The following is a 25321-nucleotide window of genomic DNA, read 5'->3' as shown; positions in this document are numbered from 1 at the left end:
TCAGTCGGGTCGGCCCTTGACCATGCGCAATGGGTTATAGGTGGCCACCACCTCGCCACGCTGGTTGACCACTCGGTTCATGGTGCGCAGCAGGCCGCTGCCGGGCTTGCTCGTGGCGCGGGCTTCGACCACCTCTACGCATACATGCAGCGTGTCGCCCGCCAGCGTGGGCTTGCGTATCCGCAGGTCGCATTCCAGAAAGGCGACACCGGTACGCTGCATGGTGGACTGCATCAGCAGGCCTTCCGCGACGCAAAAAACCAGCGAACCCGGAACAGGCCGCGAACCCATCCGGGACTCGCGCTGTATGTATTCCAGATTGGTGAACATTTCCTCGACCATGCCTGTCACGCCGACGAACATCGCGATATCGGCTTCGGTCACGGTACGGCCCAGGGTCTTAAAGCGCTGGCCGACCCGTACGTCGTTCCAGTGCAGGCCCAGGCCCATGACGGGCGCGTCGCGCCAGGCCGGGTCCGTGCTTACGTTTTCCTCGGTATGCTTCATAGGGCGGTGTCCTTGATCACGTGTTGCTCGGCCAATGCCGCGATATCTTCGTCCGCGAGACCCAGCACGCGCCGCAATACGCCCGCCGTATGCTGCCCCAGTACCGGCGGCCCGGCCTCGTAGCGCAGCGGCGACTCCGACAGGCGCATCGGACTGGCCACCGACGGCACCTCGCCCGCACTGGCATGGGGCAGCGTCAGGCGGGCACCGCGCGCAAGCACCTGCGGATCGGCGAAGACGCGGTCCAGGGTGTTGACCGGCCCGCAAGGAACCTCGACGGCCGCCATCGCCGCCACCCATTCCTCTATGGTGCGCGAAGCGATGATCTCTTCCAGCATGGGCACCAGCACGCCGCGATTCGCGACGCGCAGCTTGATCGTCTGGAAGCGCGGGTCCTCGCCGATGTCCGGACGTCCCATCGCTTGCGCCATCTTGCGGAACTGGGTGTCGTTGCCCACCGCCAGGATCAGATGCCCGTCCGACGCACGGAAGGACTGGTAGGGCACGATGTTCGGATGGCCATTGCCCATTCTGTTGGGCGCCTTGCCGGTGGTCAGGTAATTCATCGCCTGGTTTGCCAGCACCGCCACCTGCACGTCGAGCATGCCGATGTCGATGCGCTGGCCACCACCGCCCAGGTCGCGATGCCGCAGCGCCGCCAGGATCGCCAGCGCGGCATACATGCCCGAGAGGATGTCGGCCAGCGCGACGCCGGCGCGCTGCGGGCCGCCGCCGGGCATTCCGTCGGGTTCGCCCGTCACGCTCATCAGGCCGCCCATGCCCTGGATCAGGTAGTCGTAGCCCGGACGTTGCGCATAGGGCCCGGTCTGCCCGAACCCGGTGACCGAGCAATAAACCAGGTCGGGCAGCTCCGCGTGCAGCGTCTCGTAGTCCAACCCGTACTTGCACAGCCCGCCGACCTTGTAGTTTTCTATCAGCACGTCGCACTTGGCGGCGAGCCGGCGCACCAGTTCACGGCCACGGGGCGTGGCGATGTCGATCGCCACGGAGTCCTTGCCTCGGTTGCAGCACAGGAAGTAGGCGGCATCGGTTTCCTCGCCCGTGCCGGCATCGCGGATGAACGGCGGTCCCATCCGCCGCGTATCGTCGCCGCCGGCGGGGTGCTCGATCTTGATCACCTCCGCCCCCAGATCGGCCAGGCTCTGCGTGGCCCATGGTCCTGCCAGGATGCGCGTCATGTCCAGCACGCGCACCCCCCGCAACGGCAGCGGGGCCTGGTTATGTGCGTCGCTCATCACAGGTGCATCGCCTTCGAAATAATGGTCCGCTGGATCTGCGAGGTGCCGCCGCCGATGGTCGACTGCATGCCTTCGCGGAAATAGCGCTCCATGTCGGATTCCGGCAGCATGCTGTGTCCGCCCAGGATCTGCATGCCCTGGCGCGATACGGTCTGCAGGGTTTCCGATGCCATCAGCTTCGCCATGCTGACCTCCCGCGAGCACGGCAGGCCGCGCGACGCCATGTCCGCCGCGCGATAGACCATCAGGCGCGAGGCATCGACCGCCGTCTGCATATCGGCCAGCATGTGGCGTATGACCTGGAACTCGAAGATGGGACGGTCGAACTGGATACGCTCGTGGGCGTAGCGCAGCGCGTCGGTAACGGCCTGCTGGGCGTTGCCCACGTAGGCGGCGGACACCGCGATGCGCTCCAGCTCAAGGTGGTCGGTGATGATGCTCCAACCGCTGCCCGGCGCCCCCAGCATGTTCGCGTTGGGTACCCAGGCATCGTCGACGAATATCTCCGTGGTGCCCGTGGCGCGGCGCGCCATCGTCGGCAAGCGGCGGATGTCCAGCCCGGGCGTATCGTTGGGCACCAGCAGCACCGACAGGCCCTTGTGCTTCTTGGCTTCCTTGTCGGTACGCACCAGCATCGCGATCACTACATTCTTCGCCGCCGCGCCGGAACACCACAGCTTCTGGCCACGGATCGCCCAGCCGTCGTCGCGGGGCTCGGCGCGCGTGCGGGTCGACGCGGCGTCCGATCCCGCCTGCGGCTCGGAAATCGAGATCGAGAAACGCAGGTCGCCGCGCATGAAGGCGGGAAGATAGCGCTCCTGCTGTTCCCGCGTGCCGAACTTGACGATGTTCATGCCGGTGAAGGTCGACACCATGAAGGCAGTGGCGAAATCGAAGCCATAGCGCGCCAGCCCCTCGCACATGAGCGCGTAGTCGAAGATCGTGCCGCCGTCGCCGCCTATTTCCTCCGGAATCAGCAGGCGCAGCCAGCCCAGCTTCGCGACTTTTTCGTAGGCTTCGTAGGGATATGCGCGGTCGATGTCGCAGCGGCGAACGTATTCCCGGGTGATCTCCTGTTCCATTACGCGCGCGACCGTGTCGCGCCACAGCATTTGTTCGTCGTTCAGGAAGTCCATTTCAAACTCGCGGTTGGGGTCTGGATTAAGGATTCAGGCCAGCAAGGGATGGCGGCGGATCAGCAGCGTGAATTCACAGCTCAGCACGGTCTCCTCTCGCTGGTTGATGGCGGTAAGCCGCGTCGTGACCAGGCCATGGTTCTCGCCCTTGTCGCGCAGGTCGATTACTTCGCTTTCCGCGTGCAGGGTGTCGCCGATGAATGTGGGCTTGAGAAAGCGCAGCTTGTCCACGCCGTAGAACGCCTCGACCAGGCTGGAATCGAAGCCGAGTAGCGCGTTGGCCACCACGAACACCAGCCCGCCTTGCACGACACGCTGCCCGTACATGGACCGTTTGGAGAATTCCGCGTCGGCGTGGATGGACAGCCAGTTCCCCGTCAGGCCGCAGAAGTTGACGACATCGGTCTCGGTCATGGTCCGGCCACGGGAGCGGCGGCGTTGGCCAAGCGACAGTTCACCAAAGGGAAGGTCGATCATTGGGTACCAGGTTACGTGGAGGGGTGGGGAAGGGTAGGTTCGTATCAGCGTCCCAGCCAGCGTGGCGGACGCTTTTCGGCGAAGGCGCGCGGGCCTTCGATGGCGTCTTCGCTGGCATAGACTTCGCGGTGCCTGGCCTTGGAGGCGGCGTAGCCCGCCTGCGCGCCCAGGGCGACGCTGGAGAGCAGGCCGGCCTTGGCCGCCGCGACGGAAAGCGGCGCGTTGTCGGCGATAACGCGCGCATAGTTCGCCGCCTTCGCGCGCACGTCATCGGGCGTGGCTTCCACGGCGTTGATGAAGCCCAGCGCGTACAACCGCTCGATGGGCAGCAGCTGCGCGGTGACGGCCATCTCCATCAGTACCGCCAGCGGCAGCATGGACACCATGGGCGCGGCCCAGGGCGTGCCACGGCCGACTCGGGCTTCCGTAATGCCGCCCGACGTACCGGCGAGCCCCACACGCAGGTCGGCGTTGGCCGCCAGTACCATGCCGGCGGCGGTGAAGTGGCCGGTCATGGCGGCGATGATAGGTACGCGCACCGAACGCATGCGCTCGTAGAAGGGGTCGTCCAGCAATTGCAGGATGTCCTTGCCGGTGGAGGCGCGTAGCGCCGCGGCTTCCTTCAGGTCCATGCCTGCGCAGAACGTGCCGCAATCGGCGCTGGTGAGCACTACCGCGCGAATGTCCGGGTCGGCATCGACCTCGTCCCACAAGGCATACAGGCGGCGGTTCGCCGCGTGGGACAGCGCATTGCGCCGGTTCGGCCGGTTCAGAGTGATCGTCGCGATGGCGCCGTCGCGTCGTAGCAGCACCTGGCCTTCGGCGCCGTCCTCCGAGGCATGCCCCATATGTCTCCTCCATTGCGGCGGTCATGCGAGGCGGCGCGAGCCAGCCCCTATGGTTTCCCGACCGTGTGGTCTGTTTTGTGGAAATCATAAACGGTTCGAGGAATACGTCAATGGCTTTCTATCCGTGAAAGCCCTTAAATCCCGCCATAAGATGGACAAATACGCCATTGACGCCTTGCCTGAAGCAGCCATAGAATAAAACCGACCAACTAGACGGTTTTGCAACATCGCGCGTGATGGCTGAAGTGCCGATGGGGCACAGGCCATGCGGCGCGTGAGGGCGGACCACAGGAGACAGGCACATGGAAGGCGCAAGCCCGCCGGAGTTCGATCACGCAGCCCCTTTTCTGCAATTCATCGGCGCGTACGTGGCGGACTGGTCCGAAGGCCGCGCCACCGTCGTGCTTCCCCTGGACGGACGGCATCTCAATCGCTCCGGCGTGGTCCATGGTGGCCTGTATTCCGTGCTTATCGACGCCGCGGGAGGCCTGGCGGGCTGCCATAGCACCGATCCGGCACGCTCGAAGCTGGCGATTACCTTGTCCTTGACCACGAGCTTCACAGGGCAGGTCAGGGAAGGGCGCCTGTTAGCACATGCCCGAGTGCGCAAGCAGGGCAGCCGGATCTTTTTTTCTACTGTCGAAGTGCTCGACGACCAAGGCGAACTTGCTGCCCTGGGAGAAGGGACCTTCCGGTTGCGTAGCGATGGCGCCCTCTCGACGCCACGTCGCGGCCCCCACGTTTTTGAGGAACAGCGATGAGTACGACGATAAGGCTGGGTGCTGGCGGCGGTTTCTGGGGCGATGCCTACGATCCGGCAGAAGAGCTGCTGCGGCAGGGCCGGCTGGATTTCATGTGCTTCGACTTTCTCGCCGAATTGACCATGGCTATCCTGCATCGGCAGAAAAAGCGCAATCCCGACTCCGGCTACGTGCCGGACGTGCTGTCTTTCATGACCAGCCTGGCGCCAATCGCCCGCGAGCATGGCACCTGCTTGGTTTCCAACGGCGGGGGCGCCAATCCGCTGGCCGCCGGCCGTGCCATCGCCGACGCCTTGCGGCGGGAAGGTTCGCCTGGCATGAAAATAGGCGTGGTGGGCGGCGATGACCTGATGCATCGCCTGGATGCCTTGATCGCGGATGGCCTTCCGCTGGTCAACACCGCAACGGGAGAGGGCGACCTGAAATCCTTGCGCGACCGCATCCTGTGCGCCAACGTCTATGCCGGCGCGGATGGCATCATGCAGGCGGTACAGGCCGGCGCCGACATCGTCGTCACGGGCCGCGTGGCCGACAGCGCCCTTTTTGTCGGTCCTATCCTGCAGCGCCTGGGCAAGGGCTACGACGATCCGGACCTGGTTGCAGCCGCGATCACCGCGGGCCACATCGCGGAATGCGCCGCCGGCTGCACCGGCGGCATGTCGTCGCGATTCGATGAAATGCCCCACATGGGCCGGGTGGGCTTTCCCATCATCGAATTCGAGGCGGACGGCAGTGCGGTGGTCACCAAGCTACCGGACACCGGAGGCCGCGTGGACGAATTCACCGTCAAGGAGCACCTGGTCTACGAGATCGGCGACCCGCGCAGCTATGCCGCGCCTGACGGTATCGCGGACTTTACCGCCCCGAGCCTGCGCGAGATTGCCCCGGACCGCGTGCGCGTCAGCGGCTGCAAGGGAGCAGGGCGGCCCCGCCAGCTGAAGCTGCTGATCGGCTACGCCGACGGCTGGATAGGCGAAGGATTCATGCTTTTCCCTTGGCCGCGCGCGCTGGAGCGGGCGCGAAAGGCGCAGGCGACGCTATCGGAGCGCTTCGAGCGCCTGGGGCTGAACGCCGACGACATACTGTTTTCCTACGTGGGCGTGAATGCGCTGCACGGCCCGGCCGCGCCTTGGCCCGCCGCGGCCGACATGAACGAAGTAGGCCTGCGCGTGGCGGTACGCACGCGCACCCAGGAGGAAGCCGAGAAAGTGCGCCGGGCCTGCACGCACCTCTGGATCATGGGCCCGGGCGGCACCTCGTTCGGCGCGCCTTTCAAGCCTCGTCCAGCCGTCAGTCTGTGGCCGACGGTCATCGACCGGGAATTGGTCGAAAGCACCATGGAGATCATCGAATCATGACCCGACTGCTGGAACAGATCGCCTACGTACGTGGCGGCGACAAGGGCGACAATGTCTCGATCGGCGTACTGGCCAAGCGGCCGGAAGATTACCCCGCGCTGCTGCGCACCGTCACGCCGGAGCGCCTGCGCACCCTGTTCGCCGACTGGGCGCGCGGCGAGATCGATGTTTACCCCATGCCCAACATTGATGGCTGCCTCGTCCTCCTGGAGCACGCCCTGGGCGGCGGCGCGACGCAGACGCTGCGCTTTGACCAGACCGCGAAATCATTGGGCTATGCGGTGCTGCGGCTGGAGATAGCTGAAAGCTGAGACCTGCGGCGGACGGCTGCGACGGGCTCTCACCGCAGCTGCTTTACCCGCATAATGTATATTATGTAAAGTCATGCTTGGACACCACGCCAAGCCTATTTTTTGACCTCGACGGGCCACTGCACTCGGCTGATCATGGGAAGGTCAAGTCCAAACCGAGCTTCCTGCCAAGGACGTAGGTGAAGAGCAGCAGGCCCAGGAGCGATAGCATGAAGACTGCTGCCACCTTGCCGAGCGCGGGTAGCACCGCGCGCATCTCTTTTTCTTTCTTCCCTTGATCGTAATGCCACTTGATGGCGAAGAACACGCCCGTGCCGAACACGAGAACCTTGAACGTACCGAAGACTATAGGGGTCCAATCCATCTTTTTGAGTATTTCCAGGCTGTTACTTGACACTACCCATCGTGAGGAGCGCTCCCTCAAACCGCTGTATGCCATCTCAATCGAAGTCGGTCTATTTTAGTTTAAGCAAACAGCGATCAACATTGGACATAATGCCCCAGGCATATTGTCCCTACTGACCGAAGTGCGGCCGGTATGCGCAGGCGCTTGATCTGCCGCACCGGGCTCGCGCAGTCGGCCGGGTCGCGGCTGGGGAGGAGTCAGCGAAACTTCGGACGCCTGCCCTACTCCGCCTAGTGGCGACGGCGACGGCGATATCCGTTGGATAATGGGAAGTGGCATGAGGCGACAGGCACCCGCCAGCGGCGACCGGGTCGTGCACATGGCCTCACTGCGCGAGAGCATGCCGCACTTACGAATTGCCAGAGATCGGCGCGAGTATACGTAGCGCAGCGCAGGCTGCTACGCCCGTCGGAGAACATCCATGTGGCGCACGTTACTGCTTTTAGGGTTGTTAGCGGCCGGTGTCCCAGCGACAGCGGAAACGATCGTTTTTAGCCGGGATCAGCTCGGCGGCCCGCCGGCCGGCTGGGTGACCGGTGTGACTGGGCACGGCAGGTCGAAATGGACGGTCGAATCGGACCCCACCGTGCCCGATGGTGGGGTTGTCCTGAAGCAATCGGCCGTCGGCGACTTTCCCTGGTGCATCAAGCAAGGGACCGCTGTTCGCGATGGGTACGTAGAGGTGAAATTCAAGACCATCGCAGGTCGCGACGACCAGGCCGGGGGTGTGGTCTGGCGGTGGAAGGATGGCGATAACTATTACGTTGCGCGGGCGAACGCACTGGAAAACAACGTCTCTCTCTATCACACGACAGGCGGTCGCAGACATACGATTCGATATCAGGCAGCGCCCGTCGCGGGTCAGGTGTGGCACACGTTGCGTGTGGACTTTGCCGGGCAGCGCATCCAGGTGTCACTGGACGGCAAACGCTATATCGATGCAACCGATGACCACATCACTGGCGCCGGCGCCGTCGGCATGTGGACCAAGGCCGACAGCGTAACGGTGTTCCACGCCTTCTCGTTCGGTACTCGAGCGGAAAAATAGGCCTGAAGCGCTCGCATTACGAGGACAACTACGACAGCCGTCCGGGTGGACAGCCGATATTCGGCGGGCTGTTACAGCCCATCCGGCTCTCCCGAATCCGGCTCTCCCAGGCGATTGTAGGAATACTTCGCCCACGCGTGCTTTTCCGCGTAAAGCTCCTTGAGCAGCCGGAGGATCAATTCAGGAATGGACGAGTTGTCGTTCGCCCGATAGCTCATGATGACCGGCGAGGTGGCGTGTTCGTCATCGAGTAGCCGATAGTGCACGTCGGAACGAAGCAGCTCGGCCGAGGCCGGCACGATGCATAGGCCGGCCTCGGCGGCCACCATGCCCAGTCCCGTCTGCATTTCGTTGACTTCCTGGATGTCGAGAAGCTGGACCTGATGCCTGCGGACCAGGCTCAGGACCTGGTCTGCAAAGCTGGGGCGCGGCTCTTTGGGATAGACGATCAGGCGGTGGCCGGCGAGCGCGGCGAAAGGCAACGGCGTCCCGGTGGGATGCGCCGCATAAGGGCTGTCGTGCGGACACGCGACGACAAGCCTCTCTTCCCGCAGTACCACCCGGGTGATGTCGGGAAAATTGGCCGGAATGCGGCCGAAGCCCAGGTCGATGCGCCCGTTGCGCAAGGCCTCCAGTTGCTGCAGCGACATCATCTCGATGAACTGGAAGTCCATGTCGGGCACCTGCTTGCGTAACCGACGTAGCAGCCACGGCAGCTCGCCATACAGCACCGAGGGCACAAGGCCAATGGACAGCAGGCGGCGTTCACCGCGGCCGATCTGTTGGGTGGCCAGCTTGAGCTGCTCGACCCGTCCCAGCAATTGCAGCGCCTGTTCATAGAATTGCCGTCCGGCCTCGGTCAATTGCACCGGCCGGCTATCGCGCGACAGCAGCCTGACCCCCAACTCTTCCTCCAGCAATTGCACCTGACGGCTTAGCGGTGGCTGAGCGATATGCAACTGCTCTGCCGCACGGGTGAAGCTTCTCTCACGTGCGACGGTGGCGAAATAGCGTAGTTGCCTGAGGTCCATGTGGGGGTTTCTACCTACACAATAAAGTATGGTGCCGGGTTAGTAGCCATAAAAACACGGAGAGAAGCCCGATTTATACCTTATAAGTATAGTTCGAGACCTAAATGGTGTTGGACGGCGGTGTCCCGCCAGGCGCTTAATGCGCCTATGAACAGCCCGTTTCCCGCCCCCTCCCCTCAGTCCGACGTTTCCGTGGTGGAGCGCGTCGAGACCCTGCTGCTCGATCTTCCCACTATCCGCCCGCACAAGTTGTCGGTGGCGACGATGCAAGGCCAGACCCTGATGCTGGTGCGCGTGCATTGCTCCGACGGCGTCGTGGGCATCGGCGAAGGCACCACGATCGGTGGACTCGCCTACGGCGGTGAAAGTCCCGAAGGGATGAAGCTGGCCATCGACACGTATTTCGCGCCGGGGATGATAGGCCAGCGGGCTTCCCTCGTGCCGCGGCTCATGGACCGCATCGGCAGCGTGGTAAAGGAGAACCGCTTCGCCAAGTGCGCGATCGAGACCGCCTTGCTCGATGCACTGGGCAAGCGTACCGGCCTGCCCTTGTCCGAACTGCTCGGCGGACGCCGCCGCGAACGACTGCCGGTGGCATGGACGCTGGCGTCGGGCGACACGGCGAAGGATGTCGCCGAGGCTGAAAAGATGCTCGATCTGCGCCGGCACAAGATCTTCAAGCTGAAGATCGGCGCCAAGCCCATCAAGGACGACATCGCCCATGTCGCTGCCATCAAGCGCGCCCTGGGCGACGACGTCTCAGTGCGCGTGGACGTGAACATGGCCTGGAGCGAGACGCAGGCGGCCTACGGCATGGCGGCGCTGGCCGGCGCGGGTTGCGAACTTGTCGAGCAACCCGTGGCGACGGCCGCCGCGCTGGGGCGCCTGGTGCGGCGTTTCCCGATCGCGCTGATGGCCGACGAGTCCTTGCACGGCCCCGAGTCGGCATTCGAAATCGCCCAGGTGCATGGAGCGGATGTGTTCGCGGTCAAGGTCGAACAGTCCGGCGGACTGTTCGCCGCGCAGCGCGTCGCAGCCATTGCCGAGGCCGCGGGCATCGAACTTTACGGCGGCACCATGCTGGAAGGCGCCTTCGGCACTTTGGCTTCCGCCCACGTGTTCTCCACCTTCAGCTCGCTACGCTGGGGTACGGAGTTGTTCGGCCCGTTGTTGCTGGCGGAGGAAATCCTGGTCGAGCCGCTGGACTACAGCGATTTCCAGTTGACCGTGCCCGACGCGCCGGGGCTGGGGATAGAGCTGGACGAAGACCGCGTGCGCTTCTTCCGGCGTGACGGACTGCACAGGACGATCAGCGTAATCAAGTAGACCCGACAGGAGACGAGGACATGCTTTTTCACGTGCGTATGGACGTCAATATTCCCACCGGCATGGATCCCGCGGTCGTGGACGAGATCAAGGCAAGGGAAAAGGCATACTCGCAGGCACTGCAGGAAAAAGGCGTGTGGCGCCACATCTGGCGGATCGCCGGCGAGTACGCCAACTTCAGCATTTTCGACGTGGAAAGCAACCAGGCGCTGCACGACATCCTGACGGGGCTACCGCTCTATCCCTACATGAAAGTGACGGTCACACCTCTGTGCCGCCACCCTTCTTCGATCCGCGGCGACGACCGCTGACACAACGCAGACAACCGGCATCGCACCGGCAACTTCCCAAAGGAACAAACCATGAGCATTGATGCTTTTGCCACCGCGGAGACACAAGACTTGTTGCGCGCCGCCTGTAACCTGGACGGCCAGAACGGCAATCCGCGGTTCAAGCAGATATTCCACCGCGTGCTGAGCGATCTGTTCAAGGCCATCGACGATCTCGACATCACCCCTGAGGAAGTCTGGACTGGCATCAACTACCTGAATAGACTCGGCCGCGACGGCGAAGCGGCGCTACTGGCCGCGGGAATCGGATTGGAAAGATATCTGGACATCTGCATGGACACGGCCGACAGGAAGGCCGGCATCCAGGGCGGCACGCCGCGCACCATCGAAGGTCCGCTGTACGTCGCGGGCGCGCCCGTGCGCGATCGCGTGGCCAGGATCGATATCGACCCCGACCCGGACGCCGACCCGCTGGTGATCCATGGCATTGTCACGGGTGTGGACGGCAAACCCGTTGCCGGCGCCGTGGTCGAATGCTGGCACGCGAACTCCAAGGGCTTTTATTCGCACTTCGACCCAACCGGGGAGCAGAGCCCGTTCAACTTGCGCGGCGCGGTCAGGACGGGCGCCGACGGCAAGTACGAACTGCATACGCTCATGCCCGTGGGCTATGGCTGCCCGCCGCAAGGCGCGACCCAGCAGTTGCTCGACCTACTGGCTCGCCATGGCAACCGCCCTGCCCACGTGCATTTCTTCGTCAGCAGTGACCACCACCGCAAGCTCACTACACAGTTCAACATCGCGGGCGATCCGCTGATCTGGGACGACTTTGCCTATGCGACTCGCGAGGAATTGATCGCCGGCGTGACCGCCAAAACAGGCGGCATTGCGCTGGGCCTGAAGGCCGACAACTACCGCGACATAGAGTTCAACTTCGAACTAACCCCGCTGGTTCAGGGCAAGGACAACCAGATCGTCAATCGCTTGCGCGCCGTGGCGCGGGCGTGATCCTAGGGGAAGGATGGTCCATGTCGGCCGCCGTCGATCAGATCGCCGAAGTCGACGGCTCACTTTCGGACGTCGAAGATCAAAAGACGGGCGCATAAGCTGATTGTTGTGTTGACAACTAGTATACCCACGCCTATATTGTTGTCATAACAATGATATGGCGGTTGCCCAAGGTTTTTCCTTGGGGGGTCTCTTGACGTGCGCGTATCGGCCAGAGCCGCGCAGACCGAACGTAAAAGTCCTCAGCGCTGACCGCGCTTCGTTCGGCAAAGCTTTTTGGCTATCCGGGATGGTGTTGTGACGACGCCATCTCATCTTACCCATTTAGTTGCCATGACAACGACAAACGCGATTCTTAGCGGCGATCACGACGGCTCATGCGTCGCGGATAGTTCCGCAGGCCCAGTACCTATCCACGTTCGAGTCCAGTCCTGTATCGCTGTGACGCCGCGCGTGAATGTCTACGCCTTGGCCGCGACATCAGGCCGCCCTCTTCCGCCCTATGCCCCGGGGGCACACATCCGCGTGCGCGTTACCGCAACCAATGGGATGCAGGAATTGCGCAGCTACTCCTTGATTGATCCCTACGACCCTGCTCAGCCCTACCGGATTGCCGTTCAGCGCGAACACGAAGGCCAGGGCGGGTCTGTTTATTTTCACGACCATGTGAAGGCCGGCACTGAGATCGACATATTGCCGCCGTCGAACCACTTCCCGCTGAATCCCCAGGCTCGTCACAGCATCCTGATTGCCGGAGGAATCGGCATTACGCCCATATTCTGCATGGCAAAGCAGCTGCAAAGCCAAGCTCAAAGCTACGAGCTGCACTACGCCGGAAGATCCATTCCCGAAATGGCGCTCCATGCGGAGGTGACAACAAGCCTGGCCCCCTGCTGGAGGATTTATACGGACGACGAGCATGCTCAAAGCGGGATGAGCTGTGCAGACATTCTTTCGGGGTATCAGCCCGGCCACCATGTTTACGTGTGCGGCCCGGCCGGCCTGATCCAGGCGGTTCGCGAATTGGCGCAAGAACATGGATGGCCGGAAAGTGCGATCCATTTTGAACTGTTCAGCAATCCCCTCGCGAAACAAGCGAAGGACGGCGATATCGCCGTCGAACTACGTCAGACCGGCATCACTTTGCTTGTGCAAGCCGGCACAAGCATTTTGGACGCGGTGGCGGCGGCGGGCATTGATTGTGACTACGACTGCAAAGTCGGTGAGTGTGGCGCTTGTCTGACGAAAGTGATAGACGGCGTGCCGCTTCATCGGGATTTCTACCTGAATGAGAAAGAGCGGCAAAAGGGCGACGCGATGTGCACCTGCGTGTCCTGGGCAAGCTCGGAGAAATTGGTTTTGGATCTTTGATCCCGAAATGCCTGAACCTGCGCCAAATTTTCAGTAGGACTACAGAAATGACAAAAATGGAACTGAATCCCGATTATCTGAAAAGTCTCGTTAAAGAAGATCGCGTACATAAAGACGTCTATGAGAGCACCGACATCTTCCAGCTCGAGATGGAACACCTATTCGGCAAAGCTTGGATCTATGTTGGACACGAGAGCGAAATACCCAACAAGGGTGACTTTGTCACCAACGCGATAGGTGGCCAGCCGATTATTATCAGCCGGCACAAGGATGGCACCGTCCATGCCATGCACAACCGATGTGGACACCGCGCCGCCACGGTCTGCAATGAGGAACGCGGGAATACAGGGAATAGTTTCCGCTGCGGCTATCACGGGTGGACGTTCAAGACAAACGGCGAGCTGCTGGCGGCGCCGCTGAAGAACGGTTATCCGGAATGTTATGACATCAAGGACCGACAGTTCGGTCTGATGCCCATCAGAATCGAGAAATACCGGGGCTTCCTTTTTGCCAACCTTGGTGCATCGATGGACGGCGAGTTCGACATCGAATCGCACCTTGGCCAGATGAAAACCTGCATCGACACGCTGTGCGATCGAGCCCCCGATGGGGAGATCGTTCTGTCAGGTGGGGTCCAGAAGTACATCTTCAACGGCAACTGGAAAGCACAGCTCGAGAACCTGAACGATCTCTATCACCCGCCCTACTCGCACGAATCGACGGTACGCCCCGACGGTCGTCAATTCGCGCGTCGCGTTGGCGACTCGCAAGGGCCGCGAATCATGGACAGCGACGACAAGTCTTCGTCGTGGGACCGAGTGAATATCTGGGCGTTCGACGGTGGACACAGCTATTGCGGCCCCCTGCCCGACGACAAGGACAAGCAACGGGAAGGACCGGTTTTCGAGCGCTATAAGGCAGCCCTGCTCGAAAAACACAGCCCGGAACGGGTCGCGGAGATTCTGGCGGAGCCCTTCCATAACGCCATCATCTACCCGAATCTGTGCATCCAGCTCCTGTCGAACCACATCCGCGTAGTCAGGCCAATCGCGGTGGATAGAACCGAAGTCCGGGTCTACCCGGTGCGCTTGAAAGGTGCGCCTGATGAGATGTATCACCAGGTTATCCGTTATCTGAACTTCACACATTCACCCGCCTCGTTGATTCAAACCGACGACCTCGAGATGTTTCGCCGTATTCAGGTCGGGGTCAAATCGAAGGGTACGGAGTGGGTGGTCCTTGGGCGTGGTTTTGGACAAGATGTATCGGACAAAGGCGGGCTGAAAGGGTTTGGGACCAGCGAAGTGGCGATGAGAAACCAATACAGAGCCTGGCTCAATTACATGTGCAGTGAAGTCTGATAGCAGCTGGTCAATTTGGAGATATTTATGGCAGCTTTACTGGATTCCAAAGCAGTTGAATCGTTCCTGATTCATGAAGCTCGGCTCTTGGACGACCGGAAGTTCGAGGACTGGATGGCCCTCTTCGACGACGAGGGTTTTTATTGGGCACCGTCAGTCGTTGGCCAGCAAAGTCCACTGACTGAAGTCTCGATATTTTTCGACAATAGGGAGTTGATGGCGCAACGGATAACCCGCCTGCGCCACGAGAGAGTTCATTCCCAAATCCCCCACTCGCGCACGATGCACATGGTGAGCAACGTGGTGGCCTCGGACATCCCCGGAGACGCGGGCGAAATAAGTGTGACGTCGAAATTCCTGGTTCTGGAGTACCGACCAAGTGTGCCGGAAGGGGTGCAGCGAATGTTCGGTGGGGAGTATCAGCACATCCTGAAGGAGACCGACGGCAGTTTTCGCATTCTGGGTAAAAAAGCGATGCTGATAAATTGCGATTCCGCCTTCGGTCCCCTGGCCGTTTACTTCTGATGAAGACCTGGGCCGCATCCTTCCGCTTGGGGAAAATCGAGCGTTCCCATACGAGGGATGCCGACGTGACAACGTAGGCCCTATGCTGGTTTTATGACAAAGGACGATTCGTCCGAATAACGGCGCGGTGGAGACAAAATGCGAATTTTTTTGCGATACATAATAGCCTGTCTTTGTCTGGCAGCAGGCTTTAATGCAACTGCAGACGATTATCCCTCACGGCCGATAAGACTGCTCGTGGGATACGTCGCGGGCGGTGGGCCGGACATGATCGCGCGAGTGCTCGGGAACAACCTCGCCCACACGATCGGGCAACCGGTGATAATCGAAAACAAACCCGGCGCCGGCGGTGTGCTTGCGACAGGACTATTGGCCAAGCTGCCCCCGGACGGCTACAACCTGTTGTTGGGAGAAACCGGCCAATTGGTGATAGCGCCCTTCGTGAACAAGTCGGTTCCCTACCATACACTTACCGACTTCACGCCCGTGGCGAAAATAACAACGGATCCGATGTTGCTGGTGGCAAGTTCGAAGTCATCGATCAACACGATGGAAGATCTTATTCGCCAAGCGAAAGCCAAACCTGGCAGCTTAAGTTACGGCTCGTCCGGGATCGGGACGATTCATAATATCGCAATGGAAGCGTTCAAGACCTCCATGGGATTGGACATCGTCCATGTCCCGTACAAGGGCAGCGGACAGTCCATCACGGCCGCGCTGTCGGGCGAGATACCGCTACTGATCACTTCCATCACCGCCGCCGGACCGCATATCCGCAGTGGCGAGCTGCATATCCTTGCATCGACTTCGGCCGCTCCGCTCCCGATGTACCCGGATGTTCCTTCTTTCTCCAAGTACATTGCCGGCTTCGACTTTTCTTCAGAGGTTGGCATTCTCGCTCCGGCAGGCCTTCCGCCCGATATTTTGACTAAGCTGACTGAGTCAATAAAGAAAGCCGTCCAAAGGCCCGAATTCAAGGAACAACTCAAGGATACCAGTATCGCCGTAACCTATAGCTCGCCCGCCGAGTATTCGGCAAGTTTGCGCGCCAACATGGAGAAGTTTGAGAAGGCAGTGAAGGCGGCAAAAATACAGCGTGAATAAGCGCATGGGCCACTTTGAATCCCATCACGCCACTCATGTCGCTGGTCTGTGGTTTGCGTGAGCCACGGGCTCCCGCCACGAAGTATGGTTCGAGCTTGAACGATCCGCTGAGACCCTCTAGCATACCGGGCTTGGTTGGCCGGACGAGTCGGATTCCGGTCACGCTGCTGCGTGTCTCCATTAAGACTGACGCGCATGCTTCGGGTTTTTAGGAGTGTAAATCATGACGTCGTCGTCTCGCGCCGAAGAATCGGTTGAGCCCGTGAGATACAGCTACAAGGAGCTATTGACGTATCGGATACTCGTACTTTCCAACACCTTGGGCAAGGGCGCGGTTCGTTTTTATACGCGACGACTGGGTATTCCATTGGCCGAGTGGAGGTTGGTTGCCGCGTTGGCCCTGCATGAGCCCATAAGCATGAACGCGCTTAGCGCAGAGTTGAGCACGGACAAGGCGTGGGTCAGCCGCATCGTTGCGGCGCTTGTCAAAAAAGGGTTCGTCAAGACGAGCGTCGACGAAATCGATGGCAGAAAGGTAATTCTCAGTCTGACCGAACAGGGAAAAGCGCTTTACGCGAAGGCGGTGCCCTTGGTGATGAAGCGGCAGGAAGCACTCCTGAGCGTGCTGACCAAAAGCGAAGCCGAAATGATGGATCGCTTGCTGTCGAAGCTGCAACGGCGGGCAGAGGAAATGTTGCTCGGTGGGGACCCGCCCTGATTTGTGCGCCATGGGCGCCCCAAGGTATTGCTTCCTGAGCTAGTTGCCCAGCTCGGTCAACGGGACAGCGGCCTGTGACTGGTAACTACCGTTGGACTGCAGGACAGGCGCCGAGAAGTAAGTCTTGTAGTGGTTGATCGGCGTGTTTTTATCCGGGCAATTCCAGGTTTTTCTACCTGGATCATAATGGCAGTCTTGTAGCTGTTGGCTGGCCTTTACCAAATAAGGGGCGACGTTGCTCCAATTTCCGGCAGCGCATGACTGTAATTGGTAAACGCTTACGCCTTCGGCGGTCAATTTTTTGAGATCGCACGTATAGTGGACGTTTTCCTTGGTGGCGGACTGTATCCACCGCTTGAAATCGTCCGACGAAGTTTCGGAGTAAATGGTCAGGTCATGGAACTTACCATTCTCTTCATAAAGAGCCATGTATCATGCGTGGACCGCGTATCTCTGGTTCCGCAATGTTGACTTTTTCCGATCTGGTGGCGCGCGGCGCCACGCATGGCTGGCTGTTCGTTCCTAGCGCGATCCTGCTGGGCGCCCTTCATGGGCTTGAACCGGGCCATTCGAAAACAATGATGGCCGCTTTCATCGTGGCAATCCGGGGCACCGTGGGGCAAGCTGTCCTGCTTGGCATTACCGCCACGATCTCGCACACCCTGATCGTCTGGGGAATCGGATTGGGTGGGATGTATTTGTGGCAAGGCGTGGACGCGGAGCGATTGGAGCCCTACTTCCAGTTTGCTTCCGGCCTGGTCATCATCGCGATCGCGCTCTGGATGTTGTGGAGAATCTGGCGCGATCAGCATCCGGACGGTCTCCACCGGCATCACCCACACCAGCACGACCATGGCCACGATCACGGCCACGGCCATGACCATGACCATAGCCACGATCATGATCATGATCATGACCATGACCATGACCATGACCACAGCCACAGCCACAGCCACGGTCATGACCATGACCACAGCCACGAGACGCGCGGGTTCGAGGCGATCGGCAAGGACGCCCAGGATACCCATGAACGGGCGCATGCCAATGATATTCGTCGCCGCTTCGCGAATCGCAAGGTCACCAACTGGCAGATCGCCTTGTTCGGATTGACCGGCGGGCTCATCCCCTGCCCGGCCGCCATCACCGTTTTATTGTTGTGCTTGCAATTGAAGGAATTCACCCTGGGCGCGGTGCTGGTGTTGTGCTTCTCCATCGGACTGGCACTGACCTTGGTTTCCGTCGGGGCGGCCGCCGCGCTGAGCGTGCGGCATGCGACCAAGCGATTTTCCTGGTTTTCCACCTTGGCGCGCCGAGCGCCCTACTTCTCCAGTCTTTTGATCATCGCCGTCGGGGTTTATGTCGGTATACAGGGCTGGATCGGCATGCAAGCATTGCCGGCGATGGCCTAGGAACCGGTGGATTACTACGGAACATGCTCATGAAAAACTTGATCAAGCTTGCCGCGGCCGCTTGCCTTGTTGCGGTGCTGACTGCCTGTTCGTCGTCCGGTCCCAGCATGTCGGACCGGGACTCCGCGGATTATGGTCCACCGCCCACGGCGGCGCAGATAAGGGAAGGCGTCCGGGCATTGGGCGGCGATGTCGCACGCTTCGACACCGAAAACCGCCGCGACGCCGGACACCGCCTGAGCATGGGCTGGGCGACCGATCTCGACAATCCCGGCGGCTATATCTACGGCTGGCAGGTTCGTTTCCAGCAGGATGCGGCCAACGGGGGCGGCACCGTCACGGCGCTGTTCCACGACGGTATCCTGGTCGCCGCCACGCGGGACACAGCCAGCCAGGCCAAACCTGAGCGTCTCAAATAGCTGGCCCGCACCCCGGGCCATCCCGCGAGCGGTTGGGCAAGCCGCTGCGGCGCGCAGGCATGCGCCCGCTCCAGGGGCGCATGCCTCCCATGACGACATCAACCCGGCATTCGGGGCGGCCAGTTATGAGTCTCGTCCTGGCCCGCCTTGCACCAGGCATACAACGCGTCGTACATCACCAGCCCGTGCTCGAGCATCTCGTGATCGTCCGCGAACACGTGCGACAGTCCGAGGGAAATCGCATATAGCCCGCTGGACTGCGGCGTGAGATCCAGCCGGGAGGTGTCCGCCCCTCGCACGATCGTGGCGATCTGCCGCAACGCGGGATCGCCCTCCAGCCCATATTTTTCGAGAAAGGCGTCGAAACTGCAGCGCTCGCCAACATGCGAAAGCGCCACGCCGGGTATGTCATAGGGGGTCGCCCCCTGCTCTTTCGCGATACGCAGCACGTCACCAGGCGGGACATACAGGAACTCGGGGGTTTCGTCGATAAAACGGGCGATCAGCCACGGACAGGCAATCCGGTCGATCTTGGGGCGTTCTCGGGTAATCCATTGCATGATGTTCTCCTTCGCCGCTCCCGCGCGTCAGGCCGACACAGTCGGGGTCGCGGGAACCGGCATCCATGGTTCATCCCTGCTTCCTGCGTCATAGGCAATTCCTCCTCTGAATACACGGGAACCGATAAGGCCGCTGTCCATACGTTCATCACGAGCCGTGGACGAGCGGATAAATCAACAGGCCGATCACTGCCGCGAGCGCGACGAGCAATGGTTCCGGAACCTTCCTGGATCGAAGCAGCAGCAGCGCCGCGGCCACGCCCAGCACGGCGGTGGGCACATCGACGATGGAGCGCCGAGCCAGCACGATGACCGCGCCCGTAATGGCCCCGATCGCGGCCGCCGTCACGCCATCGACGAAGGCCAGGATGGCGGGCAACTTGCCGTATTTCTTGAAATACGGTGCGGGCAGGATGGTGAAGAGGTAGCACGGCAGAAAGGTGGCCGCCGCCGCGATGCAGGCCCCGGGCAGCCCGGCCACCAGATAGCCGATGAATCCCACCGTAATGACCACCGGGCCGGGCGTGATCATGGCCACGGCCACCGCGTCGACGAATTGCCTTTCGCTGAGCCAATGAAACTCGGTTACCACGCTGCCGTAGAGAAAGGGCACGATCGCCAGGCCGGAGCCAAAGACGAAGGCGCCGGCCTTGGCAAAGAAGACGCCCAGCTGCGATAACAGCGTCCAGTCCGTCATTCCGGTGCCAGCCGCCGTGGCGGGAAGCGATATCGCGGCCAGCATCGGCACATTGCCGCGCCGCAGCCATGGCGGCGGTGCGCGCCAGAGCCACACCAGGACACCGGCGGCCAGGAAGAGCCATGCCATCTCGGACTCCGTCACCACGGTCACGGCGGCGAGCGATAGGTAGATCGCCCAGAGCAGCTTGTCCCGCCCCACGCTTTTCCGGGTGAGCTTGTAGGCGCTGATCGCGATGATCCCGATGACCGCCGCGCCTACGCCATAGAACACGGATTGCATCCATGCCAGTCCGCCATAGCGCACATAGGCCCAGCCCAGGGCGACCACCATCACGAAAGACGGCATCACGAAGGCGAGGCCGGCGATCGTCGCGCCCCGGATGCGGTAATGGACATAGCCCAGGTAGATGGCCAATTGAGCGGCCAGCGGCCCGGGAGCCAGCTGTGCGAGCGCGAGGCCTTCCTTGTAGTCGGCCTCGCCGATCCAGCCCCGCGCCTCGACCAGGTCGCGGTGCATATAACCGACCAGCGCCACGGGGCCGCCGAAGCCGGACGTGCCCAGCCGCAGGAAATAGCGGGCAAGCTGCCACAGGCTATAGCGCGGGCGTGGTACCCCGGTGGTGTCATCGACTTGCGGAGGGTTGGGCTGCATGATGCTTCCGGGAGCGTGGGCTTTCAGGGTTTTCGGTCGGTGGAAAAATGGGCGTACAGGGAATCCAGCACCGAGCCCATTTCGGCCAGCAAGGCGTCGTCGTCCGCCAAGCGCTTGCGGGCGCCGGCCAATACCGCTTCGAAGCCGGTCGCTTCGGGCGCCTTCGGCCCTCCGATATCGAGCGCATGGACCAGGAGACCGAGCCGGGCCAGGCCGCGATTGCTGTCCAGCCCAAAACTGGCCAACAGGACTTCGAACGAGACACGATCGCCGACATGGGTGAAGGTCGCCCCGTCGAAGTCGAATCCCAGGGCATCGTCCGGACACGCGGCAGGATCCTCCAGCCATACGAAGCGCGCGCCGGGATCGACGAAGCGCTGGATCAGCCAGGCACACGCGACGCGGTCCACCCACAGGTGCCGGCGCGTCGCCCAGGTCCTGCCCTGGTACCGTATCGGATCGCGCCGCGCGATCGTGCCCGGGGTTGCGCGGGGTTCGCCGGGCGACAGGATGGTTTCGACGGCATCCCGGAAATCGCGCCATTGCGCCTTCGCGCGATCGGACGTCCCATCCGGGAAGAAGTCCAACTGCTGCAGCGCTTCATAGCTGCGTGCATGGCGGCGTAACAGGCGGCCGAGTTCGCCGGCGGGCAATTCGTTCAGTGTCTTGCGTGCCTGCGCCAGCCCGTCCAGCCACTCGCTGTACTCGGCGGAACGCTCGAAGAGCGCCCGAAGGGCTGCGTTCTCCTCGGTGTCCCGAGCCTGGACATGGACGAGCCAGGCCTGCCCGCCGTCCTTGCGCGCCATCTCGGCCAGATCGACGAGCTGCGCTGCCTGCGGCGAAGCGGCCGGCAGCAGGTAGGCCCCGTCGCGCAACGCGGCGCAGCCCAGCGCCTTGACTGTGCGCCAGACGCGCATGCGGGTGCTCGCGCTGCCGGTGGGCAGGCTCACCACAAGCAATAGCCAGGGATCAAGAAGCGTTGTCATGACGGCAGCTTAGGCCGCCGTAACGGACGTTGCAATCACGTAGAGATCTCTACAGACCCCTGCCGGGGGGAAGCGGCTACAGGGCTACCGTCAAACCCCGGCGAGCGGCCCGCCCTGGTGAGGAGCGCGCCCGGTCATTCGACGACAAGGTTGATTTTCGTGGCCAGTGCCTTGTACGAATCGAGCTCCGCCTGGATCTGCGCGCCCATCTGCGCCGGTGTGCTGCCGATCGGTTCGGCGCCTATTTCGAGCAATTGCCGGCGCACGTCAGGGTCCTTCACCGTCCGGTCTATCTCGCCATAGATCTTCTGCACGACGGGCGCCGGCGTGCCGGCCGGGGCAACAAGACCGAACCACGTGCCGACGTCGAATCCCGGCAACACCGTTTCCGCAAGCGTCGGGATATCGGGCAAGGCCGAAGAGCGCTTTGCCGTCGTCACCGCAAGCGCGCGCGTCTTGCCGGCCTTGACTTGTGGCAGCGCTGACGTCACGGTGTCGAACATGACTTGCACCTGGCCACCGATCAGGTCGGTGACCGCGGGCCCGCTGCCCTTGTACGGCACGTGGACCAAGCGCACGCCAGCTTGCAGTTGGAACAGCTCGCCGATCAAGTGGTGCGCTGTCCCCGCGCCCGCCGTTCCGTAGTTGAGTTCACCTGGCCGCGACTTGGCGAGCGATATGAATTCCTGGATGGTCTTGGCGGGAACGGCCATGTTCACCACCACGACGTTTGGCACCATCGCCATGACGCTCACCGGTGCGAAGTCACGCCCGAAGTTATACGGCACGTTCTTGTAGACGGCCTGCGCGATGGTGTGATGCGCCGTACCCAGCAGCAGCGTGTAACCGTCGGCTGGCGCCTTGGCGACCATATTCGCGCCTATCGTCCCCCCGACGCCCGGCCTGTTCTCCACGACCACGGGCTGGCCCCACGCGGTCGTCATGCGCTGGGCCATGATGCGTGCCAGCAGGTCGGTCGTGCCACCGGGCGCGAACGGCACGACGATCTTGATAGGCTTGTTCGGATAACCGGATTCGGATTGTGCCGTTGCGATCGCACAGGCCAAGGCCAGCGGCGCAACAAGCAATGAGCGGCGTAGAAGGTTCATGTCTCGTCTCCATTGTTTTCAGATCGCGCGCGTGAACCGCATTGCGGTTCTCATGTCGCTTCTGTCTTTTTGGGGAACAATCGCCAGCGGAATGCCATGCCCGTCGAGCGCGTGGTAGCGCTTTTCGGGTGATGGCGGCCAGCGTTTTTTCTCTTGCAGGACGGGTACGTCGCTGCAAGGAACGCGGCCATGAGGGCAATCGCCCTCGTTGGTCTAGGCGGGTGGGCGTCGACGAAGGAGTGCCAAGGTATGGCGGCTTACGAAGCGTGACTCTACCTGCCGTCAGGCAGCACATGCTGCCGTTTCCATCCCGCGCGAGGCCGGCTTCCAGCATGGGATGCCGCCCGCGCCGGCGCATACCCTTATTTCTGCGCTGCCGTGCCAGATGCACGGGTTTTCCCCGACACGGCCGACATGTGGAGAATCGAAATCCGGTATGCTCCTTCCCCGATGTGGTCGCACGAAATGGATGCTTGCGATAAGGGACCGCACGCTCTGCGTGGCGTTATGGAGTGTATGTATGGATAGCAGCAAAGAAAGGATTGACCAGACCGAAGACGGTATGTGCCGTCTGTTGCGTGCCCGGACCCCGAATACCGGGAAGCAGGGGCTGCAGTACGCCGTCGGCATTTCCGCGGAAACCGTTGGCGCAAAGGGTATCAACCTTCAAATCGTCAGCATCCCGCCCGGCGTCAAGGCAAAGACGCACATGCACAGCGAACATGAAACGGCGATCTATGCATTATCGGGCGTCTCCCAGGTGTGGTTCGGCCCCAGGCTGGAACACCACCAGGTCGTTTCTCCGGGCGATTTCTTTTACATACCTGCCGGTGTGCCGCACCAGCCCTACAACGACTCGGCCGAGCCTGCCGTCGTGTTGATCGCAAGGACGGACCCTAACGAGCAGGAAAGCGTCGTACTTCTGCCAGAACTGGACACGGTACACCCATAGCGATCGTTCGTTGTGCCGGGCCCTGCCTTAGGACCAGCGTGAGTCTAGGCCTGGTTCGCGCTGTTCAGACTGGGAATGATATCCGTGAAGGCGTTGACGCGGTCTGGGTTCATCGCCCATTCGCGCATGGTCTCCACATCGTCGGCCAGATAGCGGTCCTGCTCCAGGAACGCCACATGTTGGCGGATTTCCGCCAGGACGCCCTCCACCGCCGCCGAGCTGCGCGGCCCCTGGGGCGTACGCTTGAGTTCGATCCCTTGCGCGGCAGCCATTGCCTCCACGCCGACGACCGCCGCGGTGTTGGACACCATGTCGCCCAGGCGACGCGCGGCGAAGGTGGCCATGGACACGTGGTCTTCCTGGTTCGCCGAGGTGGGCAGGCTGTCGACGCTGGCCGGGTGGGCGAGCGACTTGTTTTCGGACGCAAGGGCCGCGGCGGTGACCTGCGCGATCATGAATCCGGAATTCAACCCGCCGTCGCGTACCAGGAATGGCGGCAGGCCGGACAGGCCGCTATCCAGCAGGAGCGCCGTGCGCCGTTCGGAGATCGCGCCGATTTCGCTGACTGCCAGGGCGATGATGTCGGCGGCGAAGGCGACCGGTTCGGCATGGAAGTTTCCGCCCGATATCACTTCGCCGGTGTCGGCAAAGACCAGCGGATTGTCCGAGGCGGCGTTGGCCTCCCTGGCCAATACACCGGCCGTGTAGGCCAGGTTATCCAGGCAGGCGCCCATCACCTGCGGTACGCAGCGGATGGAATACGGATCCTGGACCCGTCCACAGTTCGCATGCGAGGTCACGATCTGGCTGCCCGCCAACAACGTACTCAATGCGCGCGCCACCGCGATCTGGCCCGGTTGCCCGCGCGCCGCGTGTATGCGCGGATCCAGCGGCTTGACCGATCCCTGTATCGCTTCCAGCGAAAGCGCGCCTGCCAGCAGCGCGGCGGCGAACACGTGTTCGGCTCCGAAGAGGCCGGCCAGCGCCAATGCCGTCGATACCTGGGTGCCATTCAGCAGCGCCAGCCCCTCCTTGGGGCCCAGGACGAAGGGGCTCAAGCCCACGGCGCCCATGGCCTGCGCCCCACTCACCCTTTGTCCGTCCGGCAGCAGCGCCTGCCCTTCCCCGATGAGTACGCAGGCCAGGTGCGCCAACGGTGCGAGATCGCCCGATGCGCCCACGGAGCCCTTGGCGGGAATGCAGGGGATCACGCCCGCATTGAACAGCTTGATCAAGGCCGCCACCAGCTCGGGCCGGACGCCGGAGAAGCCGCGCGCCAGGCTCATGGCCTTGGTCGCCAGGATCAGGCGGACCACCGGAGCCGGCAGGATGTCGCCTATCCCCACGCTGTGGGACAACACCAGGTTGCGTTGCAGGTCGGCCAGGTGATTCTTGTCTATACGGGTGCTGGCTAGTTTGCCGAAGCCGGTGTTGATGCCGTAGACAACCTGGCCGCCGGCCACGATGTCGCTCACGGTCTGGTGTGCCCGCCTCAATGCGGGGATAAGTTCATCCGCCAGGGCCAGCTGTACGTCGCCGGCATGGATGCGGCGAAGATCGGCCAGGGTCATGGACTGGGCCGTGAGTTGCACGATAGGTTTTTTTTCCATGGTCAACTCTATTCATGTCTATACAGCGTTGAGAAGCAGAATCGCGTGAGTGGCTACACCCCGCGCATGCGTAAAAGGGC

General features: G+C 62.0%; 28 protein-coding genes. 15 read left to right on the top strand and 13 right to left on the bottom strand.

Features of this window, described 5'->3' with window-relative positions; translation table 11 throughout:
• The 5 genes from AKI39_RS12795 to AKI39_RS12775 all read right to left on the bottom strand — a co-directional run bounded on the left by AKI39_RS12795 (position 1) and on the right by AKI39_RS12775 (position 4227).
• Positions 1-507: an FAS1-like dehydratase domain-containing protein gene (locus AKI39_RS12795; protein WP_083228815.1), complete on the bottom strand. Its 507-nt coding sequence runs from the start codon at positions 505-507 to the stop codon at positions 1-3.
• Positions 504-1763, bottom strand: coding sequence for a CaiB/BaiF CoA transferase family protein (locus tag AKI39_RS12790; protein WP_066636412.1), 1260 nt, complete (start codon positions 1761-1763; stop codon positions 504-506). The genes AKI39_RS12795 and AKI39_RS12790 overlap by 4 nt, the downstream gene beginning before the upstream one ends.
• Positions 1763-2902, bottom strand: a complete 1140-nt coding sequence (locus AKI39_RS12785; RefSeq protein ID WP_066636410.1) for an acyl-CoA dehydrogenase family protein — start codon at positions 2900-2902, stop codon at positions 1763-1765. Before AKI39_RS12785 ends, AKI39_RS12790 begins: the two co-directional genes overlap by 1 nt.
• A gap of 33 nt (positions 2903-2935) precedes the next feature.
• Complete coding sequence (locus AKI39_RS12780) at positions 2936-3316, bottom strand: MaoC/PaaZ C-terminal domain-containing protein (protein ID WP_235610631.1); 381 nt, start codon at positions 3314-3316, stop codon at positions 2936-2938.
• A gap of 107 nt (positions 3317-3423) precedes the next feature.
• Positions 3424-4227, bottom strand: a complete 804-nt coding sequence (locus AKI39_RS12775; RefSeq protein ID WP_066636404.1) for an enoyl-CoA hydratase/isomerase family protein — start codon at positions 4225-4227, stop codon at positions 3424-3426.
• Between the two features lie 302 nt (positions 4228-4529).
• Between AKI39_RS12775 and AKI39_RS12770 the strand changes: the two genes are divergently transcribed.
• Genes AKI39_RS12770 through AKI39_RS12760 form a run of 3 tightly spaced genes read left to right on the top strand, consistent with a single transcriptional unit; the run spans position 4530 to position 6657 of the window.
• On the top strand, positions 4530-4988 hold the full coding sequence (locus AKI39_RS12770) for a PaaI family thioesterase (protein ID WP_066636401.1): 459 nt from the start codon (positions 4530-4532) through the stop codon (positions 4986-4988).
• The gene (locus AKI39_RS12765; protein WP_066636398.1) at positions 4985-6346 is read left to right on the top strand and encodes an acyclic terpene utilization AtuA family protein; all 1362 of its coding nucleotides are present in this window, start codon (positions 4985-4987) and stop codon (positions 6344-6346) included. Before AKI39_RS12770 ends, AKI39_RS12765 begins: the two co-directional genes overlap by 4 nt.
• Complete coding sequence (locus tag AKI39_RS12760) at positions 6343-6657, top strand: AtuA-related protein (protein WP_066636389.1); 315 nt, start codon at positions 6343-6345, stop codon at positions 6655-6657. Before AKI39_RS12765 ends, AKI39_RS12760 begins: the two co-directional genes overlap by 4 nt.
• A gap of 133 nt (positions 6658-6790) precedes the next feature.
• Here AKI39_RS12760 and AKI39_RS12755 read toward each other — a convergent pair whose 3' ends face one another.
• Positions 6791-7021 (bottom strand): hypothetical protein, encoded by a 231-nt coding sequence (locus AKI39_RS12755; RefSeq protein ID WP_066636387.1) that lies wholly within the window; start codon positions 7019-7021, stop codon positions 6791-6793.
• A gap of 463 nt (positions 7022-7484) precedes the next feature.
• Here AKI39_RS12755 and AKI39_RS12750 point away from each other — a divergent pair, with 463 nt between their 5' ends.
• On the top strand, positions 7485-8111 hold the full coding sequence (locus AKI39_RS12750; protein WP_066636384.1) for a family 16 glycoside hydrolase: 627 nt from the start codon (positions 7485-7487) through the stop codon (positions 8109-8111).
• Between the two features lie 71 nt (positions 8112-8182).
• Here the strand turns inward: AKI39_RS12750 and AKI39_RS12745 are convergent, their stop codons facing one another.
• Positions 8183-9142, bottom strand: coding sequence for a LysR family transcriptional regulator (locus tag AKI39_RS12745; RefSeq protein WP_066636381.1), 960 nt, complete (start codon positions 9140-9142; stop codon positions 8183-8185).
• A 147-nt stretch (positions 9143-9289) separates the two neighbouring features.
• Here AKI39_RS12745 and AKI39_RS12740 point away from each other — a divergent pair, with 147 nt between their 5' ends.
• The 8 genes from AKI39_RS12740 to AKI39_RS12705 all read left to right on the top strand — a co-directional run bounded on the left by AKI39_RS12740 (position 9290) and on the right by AKI39_RS12705 (position 16845).
• Positions 9290-10468 carry a muconate/chloromuconate family cycloisomerase gene (locus tag AKI39_RS12740; RefSeq protein ID WP_066636379.1) on the top strand — a complete coding sequence of 393 codons (1179 nt, stop codon included), beginning with the start codon at positions 9290-9292 and terminating at the stop codon, positions 10466-10468.
• Positions 10469-10488: 20 nt separating this feature from the next.
• The gene (gene catC, locus AKI39_RS12735) at positions 10489-10779 is read left to right on the top strand and encodes a muconolactone Delta-isomerase (protein WP_066636371.1); all 291 of its coding nucleotides are present in this window, start codon (positions 10489-10491) and stop codon (positions 10777-10779) included.
• 51 nt (positions 10780-10830) lie between these two features.
• The gene (catA, locus tag AKI39_RS12730) at positions 10831-11766 is read left to right on the top strand and encodes a catechol 1,2-dioxygenase (RefSeq protein ID WP_066636369.1); all 936 of its coding nucleotides are present in this window, start codon (positions 10831-10833) and stop codon (positions 11764-11766) included.
• A gap of 453 nt (positions 11767-12219) precedes the next feature.
• Positions 12220-13137 (top strand): PDR/VanB family oxidoreductase, encoded by a 918-nt coding sequence (locus tag AKI39_RS12725; protein ID WP_158515172.1) that lies wholly within the window; start codon positions 12220-12222, stop codon positions 13135-13137.
• Positions 13138-13184: 47 nt separating this feature from the next.
• Positions 13185-14498, top strand: coding sequence for an aromatic ring-hydroxylating oxygenase subunit alpha (locus tag AKI39_RS12720; RefSeq protein ID WP_083228813.1), 1314 nt, complete (start codon positions 13185-13187; stop codon positions 14496-14498).
• 27 nt (positions 14499-14525) lie between these two features.
• A complete protein-coding gene (locus AKI39_RS12715) occupies positions 14526-15023 on the top strand; it encodes an aromatic-ring-hydroxylating dioxygenase subunit beta (RefSeq protein ID WP_066636367.1) in 498 nt (165 codons plus the stop codon).
• 138 nt (positions 15024-15161) lie between these two features.
• Positions 15162-16127: a Bug family tripartite tricarboxylate transporter substrate binding protein gene (locus AKI39_RS12710; protein WP_066636365.1), complete on the top strand. Its 966-nt coding sequence runs from the start codon at positions 15162-15164 to the stop codon at positions 16125-16127.
• A gap of 223 nt (positions 16128-16350) precedes the next feature.
• Entirely contained in the window at positions 16351-16845 is a 495-nt protein-coding gene (locus tag AKI39_RS12705) for a MarR family winged helix-turn-helix transcriptional regulator (RefSeq protein ID WP_066636363.1), read from the top strand.
• A gap of 39 nt (positions 16846-16884) precedes the next feature.
• Here the strand turns inward: AKI39_RS12705 and AKI39_RS25525 are convergent, their stop codons facing one another.
• Positions 16885-17274 (bottom strand): hypothetical protein, encoded by a 390-nt coding sequence (locus AKI39_RS25525; protein WP_145925264.1) that lies wholly within the window; start codon positions 17272-17274, stop codon positions 16885-16887.
• Between the two features lie 35 nt (positions 17275-17309).
• Here AKI39_RS25525 and AKI39_RS12700 point away from each other — a divergent pair, with 35 nt between their 5' ends.
• A complete protein-coding gene (locus tag AKI39_RS12700) occupies positions 17310-18254 on the top strand; it encodes a nickel/cobalt efflux transporter (protein ID WP_066636359.1) in 945 nt (314 codons plus the stop codon).
• Between the two features lie 29 nt (positions 18255-18283).
• The gene (locus AKI39_RS12695; RefSeq protein ID WP_066636357.1) at positions 18284-18673 is read left to right on the top strand and encodes a hypothetical protein; all 390 of its coding nucleotides are present in this window, start codon (positions 18284-18286) and stop codon (positions 18671-18673) included.
• Positions 18674-18771: 98 nt separating this feature from the next.
• Here the strand turns inward: AKI39_RS12695 and AKI39_RS12690 are convergent, their stop codons facing one another.
• The 4 genes from AKI39_RS12690 to AKI39_RS12675 form a co-directional block, all read right to left on the bottom strand.
• Complete coding sequence (locus AKI39_RS12690; RefSeq protein ID WP_066636354.1) at positions 18772-19233, bottom strand: chromate resistance protein ChrB domain-containing protein; 462 nt, start codon at positions 19231-19233, stop codon at positions 18772-18774.
• Positions 19234-19381: 148 nt separating this feature from the next.
• Positions 19382-20584, bottom strand: a complete 1203-nt coding sequence (locus AKI39_RS12685) for a chromate transporter (RefSeq protein ID WP_066636352.1) — start codon at positions 20582-20584, stop codon at positions 19382-19384.
• A 23-nt stretch (positions 20585-20607) separates the two neighbouring features.
• Positions 20608-21570 (bottom strand): chromate resistance protein ChrB domain-containing protein, encoded by a 963-nt coding sequence (locus AKI39_RS12680; protein ID WP_066636349.1) that lies wholly within the window; start codon positions 21568-21570, stop codon positions 20608-20610.
• A gap of 134 nt (positions 21571-21704) precedes the next feature.
• The gene (locus AKI39_RS12675; protein WP_066636347.1) at positions 21705-22679 is read right to left on the bottom strand and encodes a Bug family tripartite tricarboxylate transporter substrate binding protein; all 975 of its coding nucleotides are present in this window, start codon (positions 22677-22679) and stop codon (positions 21705-21707) included.
• 520 nt (positions 22680-23199) lie between these two features.
• On the opposite strand from AKI39_RS12675, the gene AKI39_RS12670 reads away from it, so the two are divergent.
• The gene (locus AKI39_RS12670) at positions 23200-23631 is read left to right on the top strand and encodes a cupin domain-containing protein (RefSeq protein WP_235610629.1); all 432 of its coding nucleotides are present in this window, start codon (positions 23200-23202) and stop codon (positions 23629-23631) included.
• Between the two features lie 44 nt (positions 23632-23675).
• On the opposite strand, the gene hutH is transcribed toward AKI39_RS12670, so the two are convergent.
• Complete coding sequence (gene hutH, locus AKI39_RS12665) at positions 23676-25241, bottom strand: histidine ammonia-lyase (RefSeq protein WP_066642878.1); 1566 nt, start codon at positions 25239-25241, stop codon at positions 23676-23678.
• Positions 25242-25321 lie beyond the last annotated feature (80 nt).

The organism is Bordetella sp. H567, from assembly GCF_001704295.1.
Lineage (GTDB): Bacteria > Pseudomonadota > Gammaproteobacteria > Burkholderiales > Burkholderiaceae_B > Bordetella_C.
This window is presented reverse-complemented; position numbering and strand designations above follow the sequence as displayed.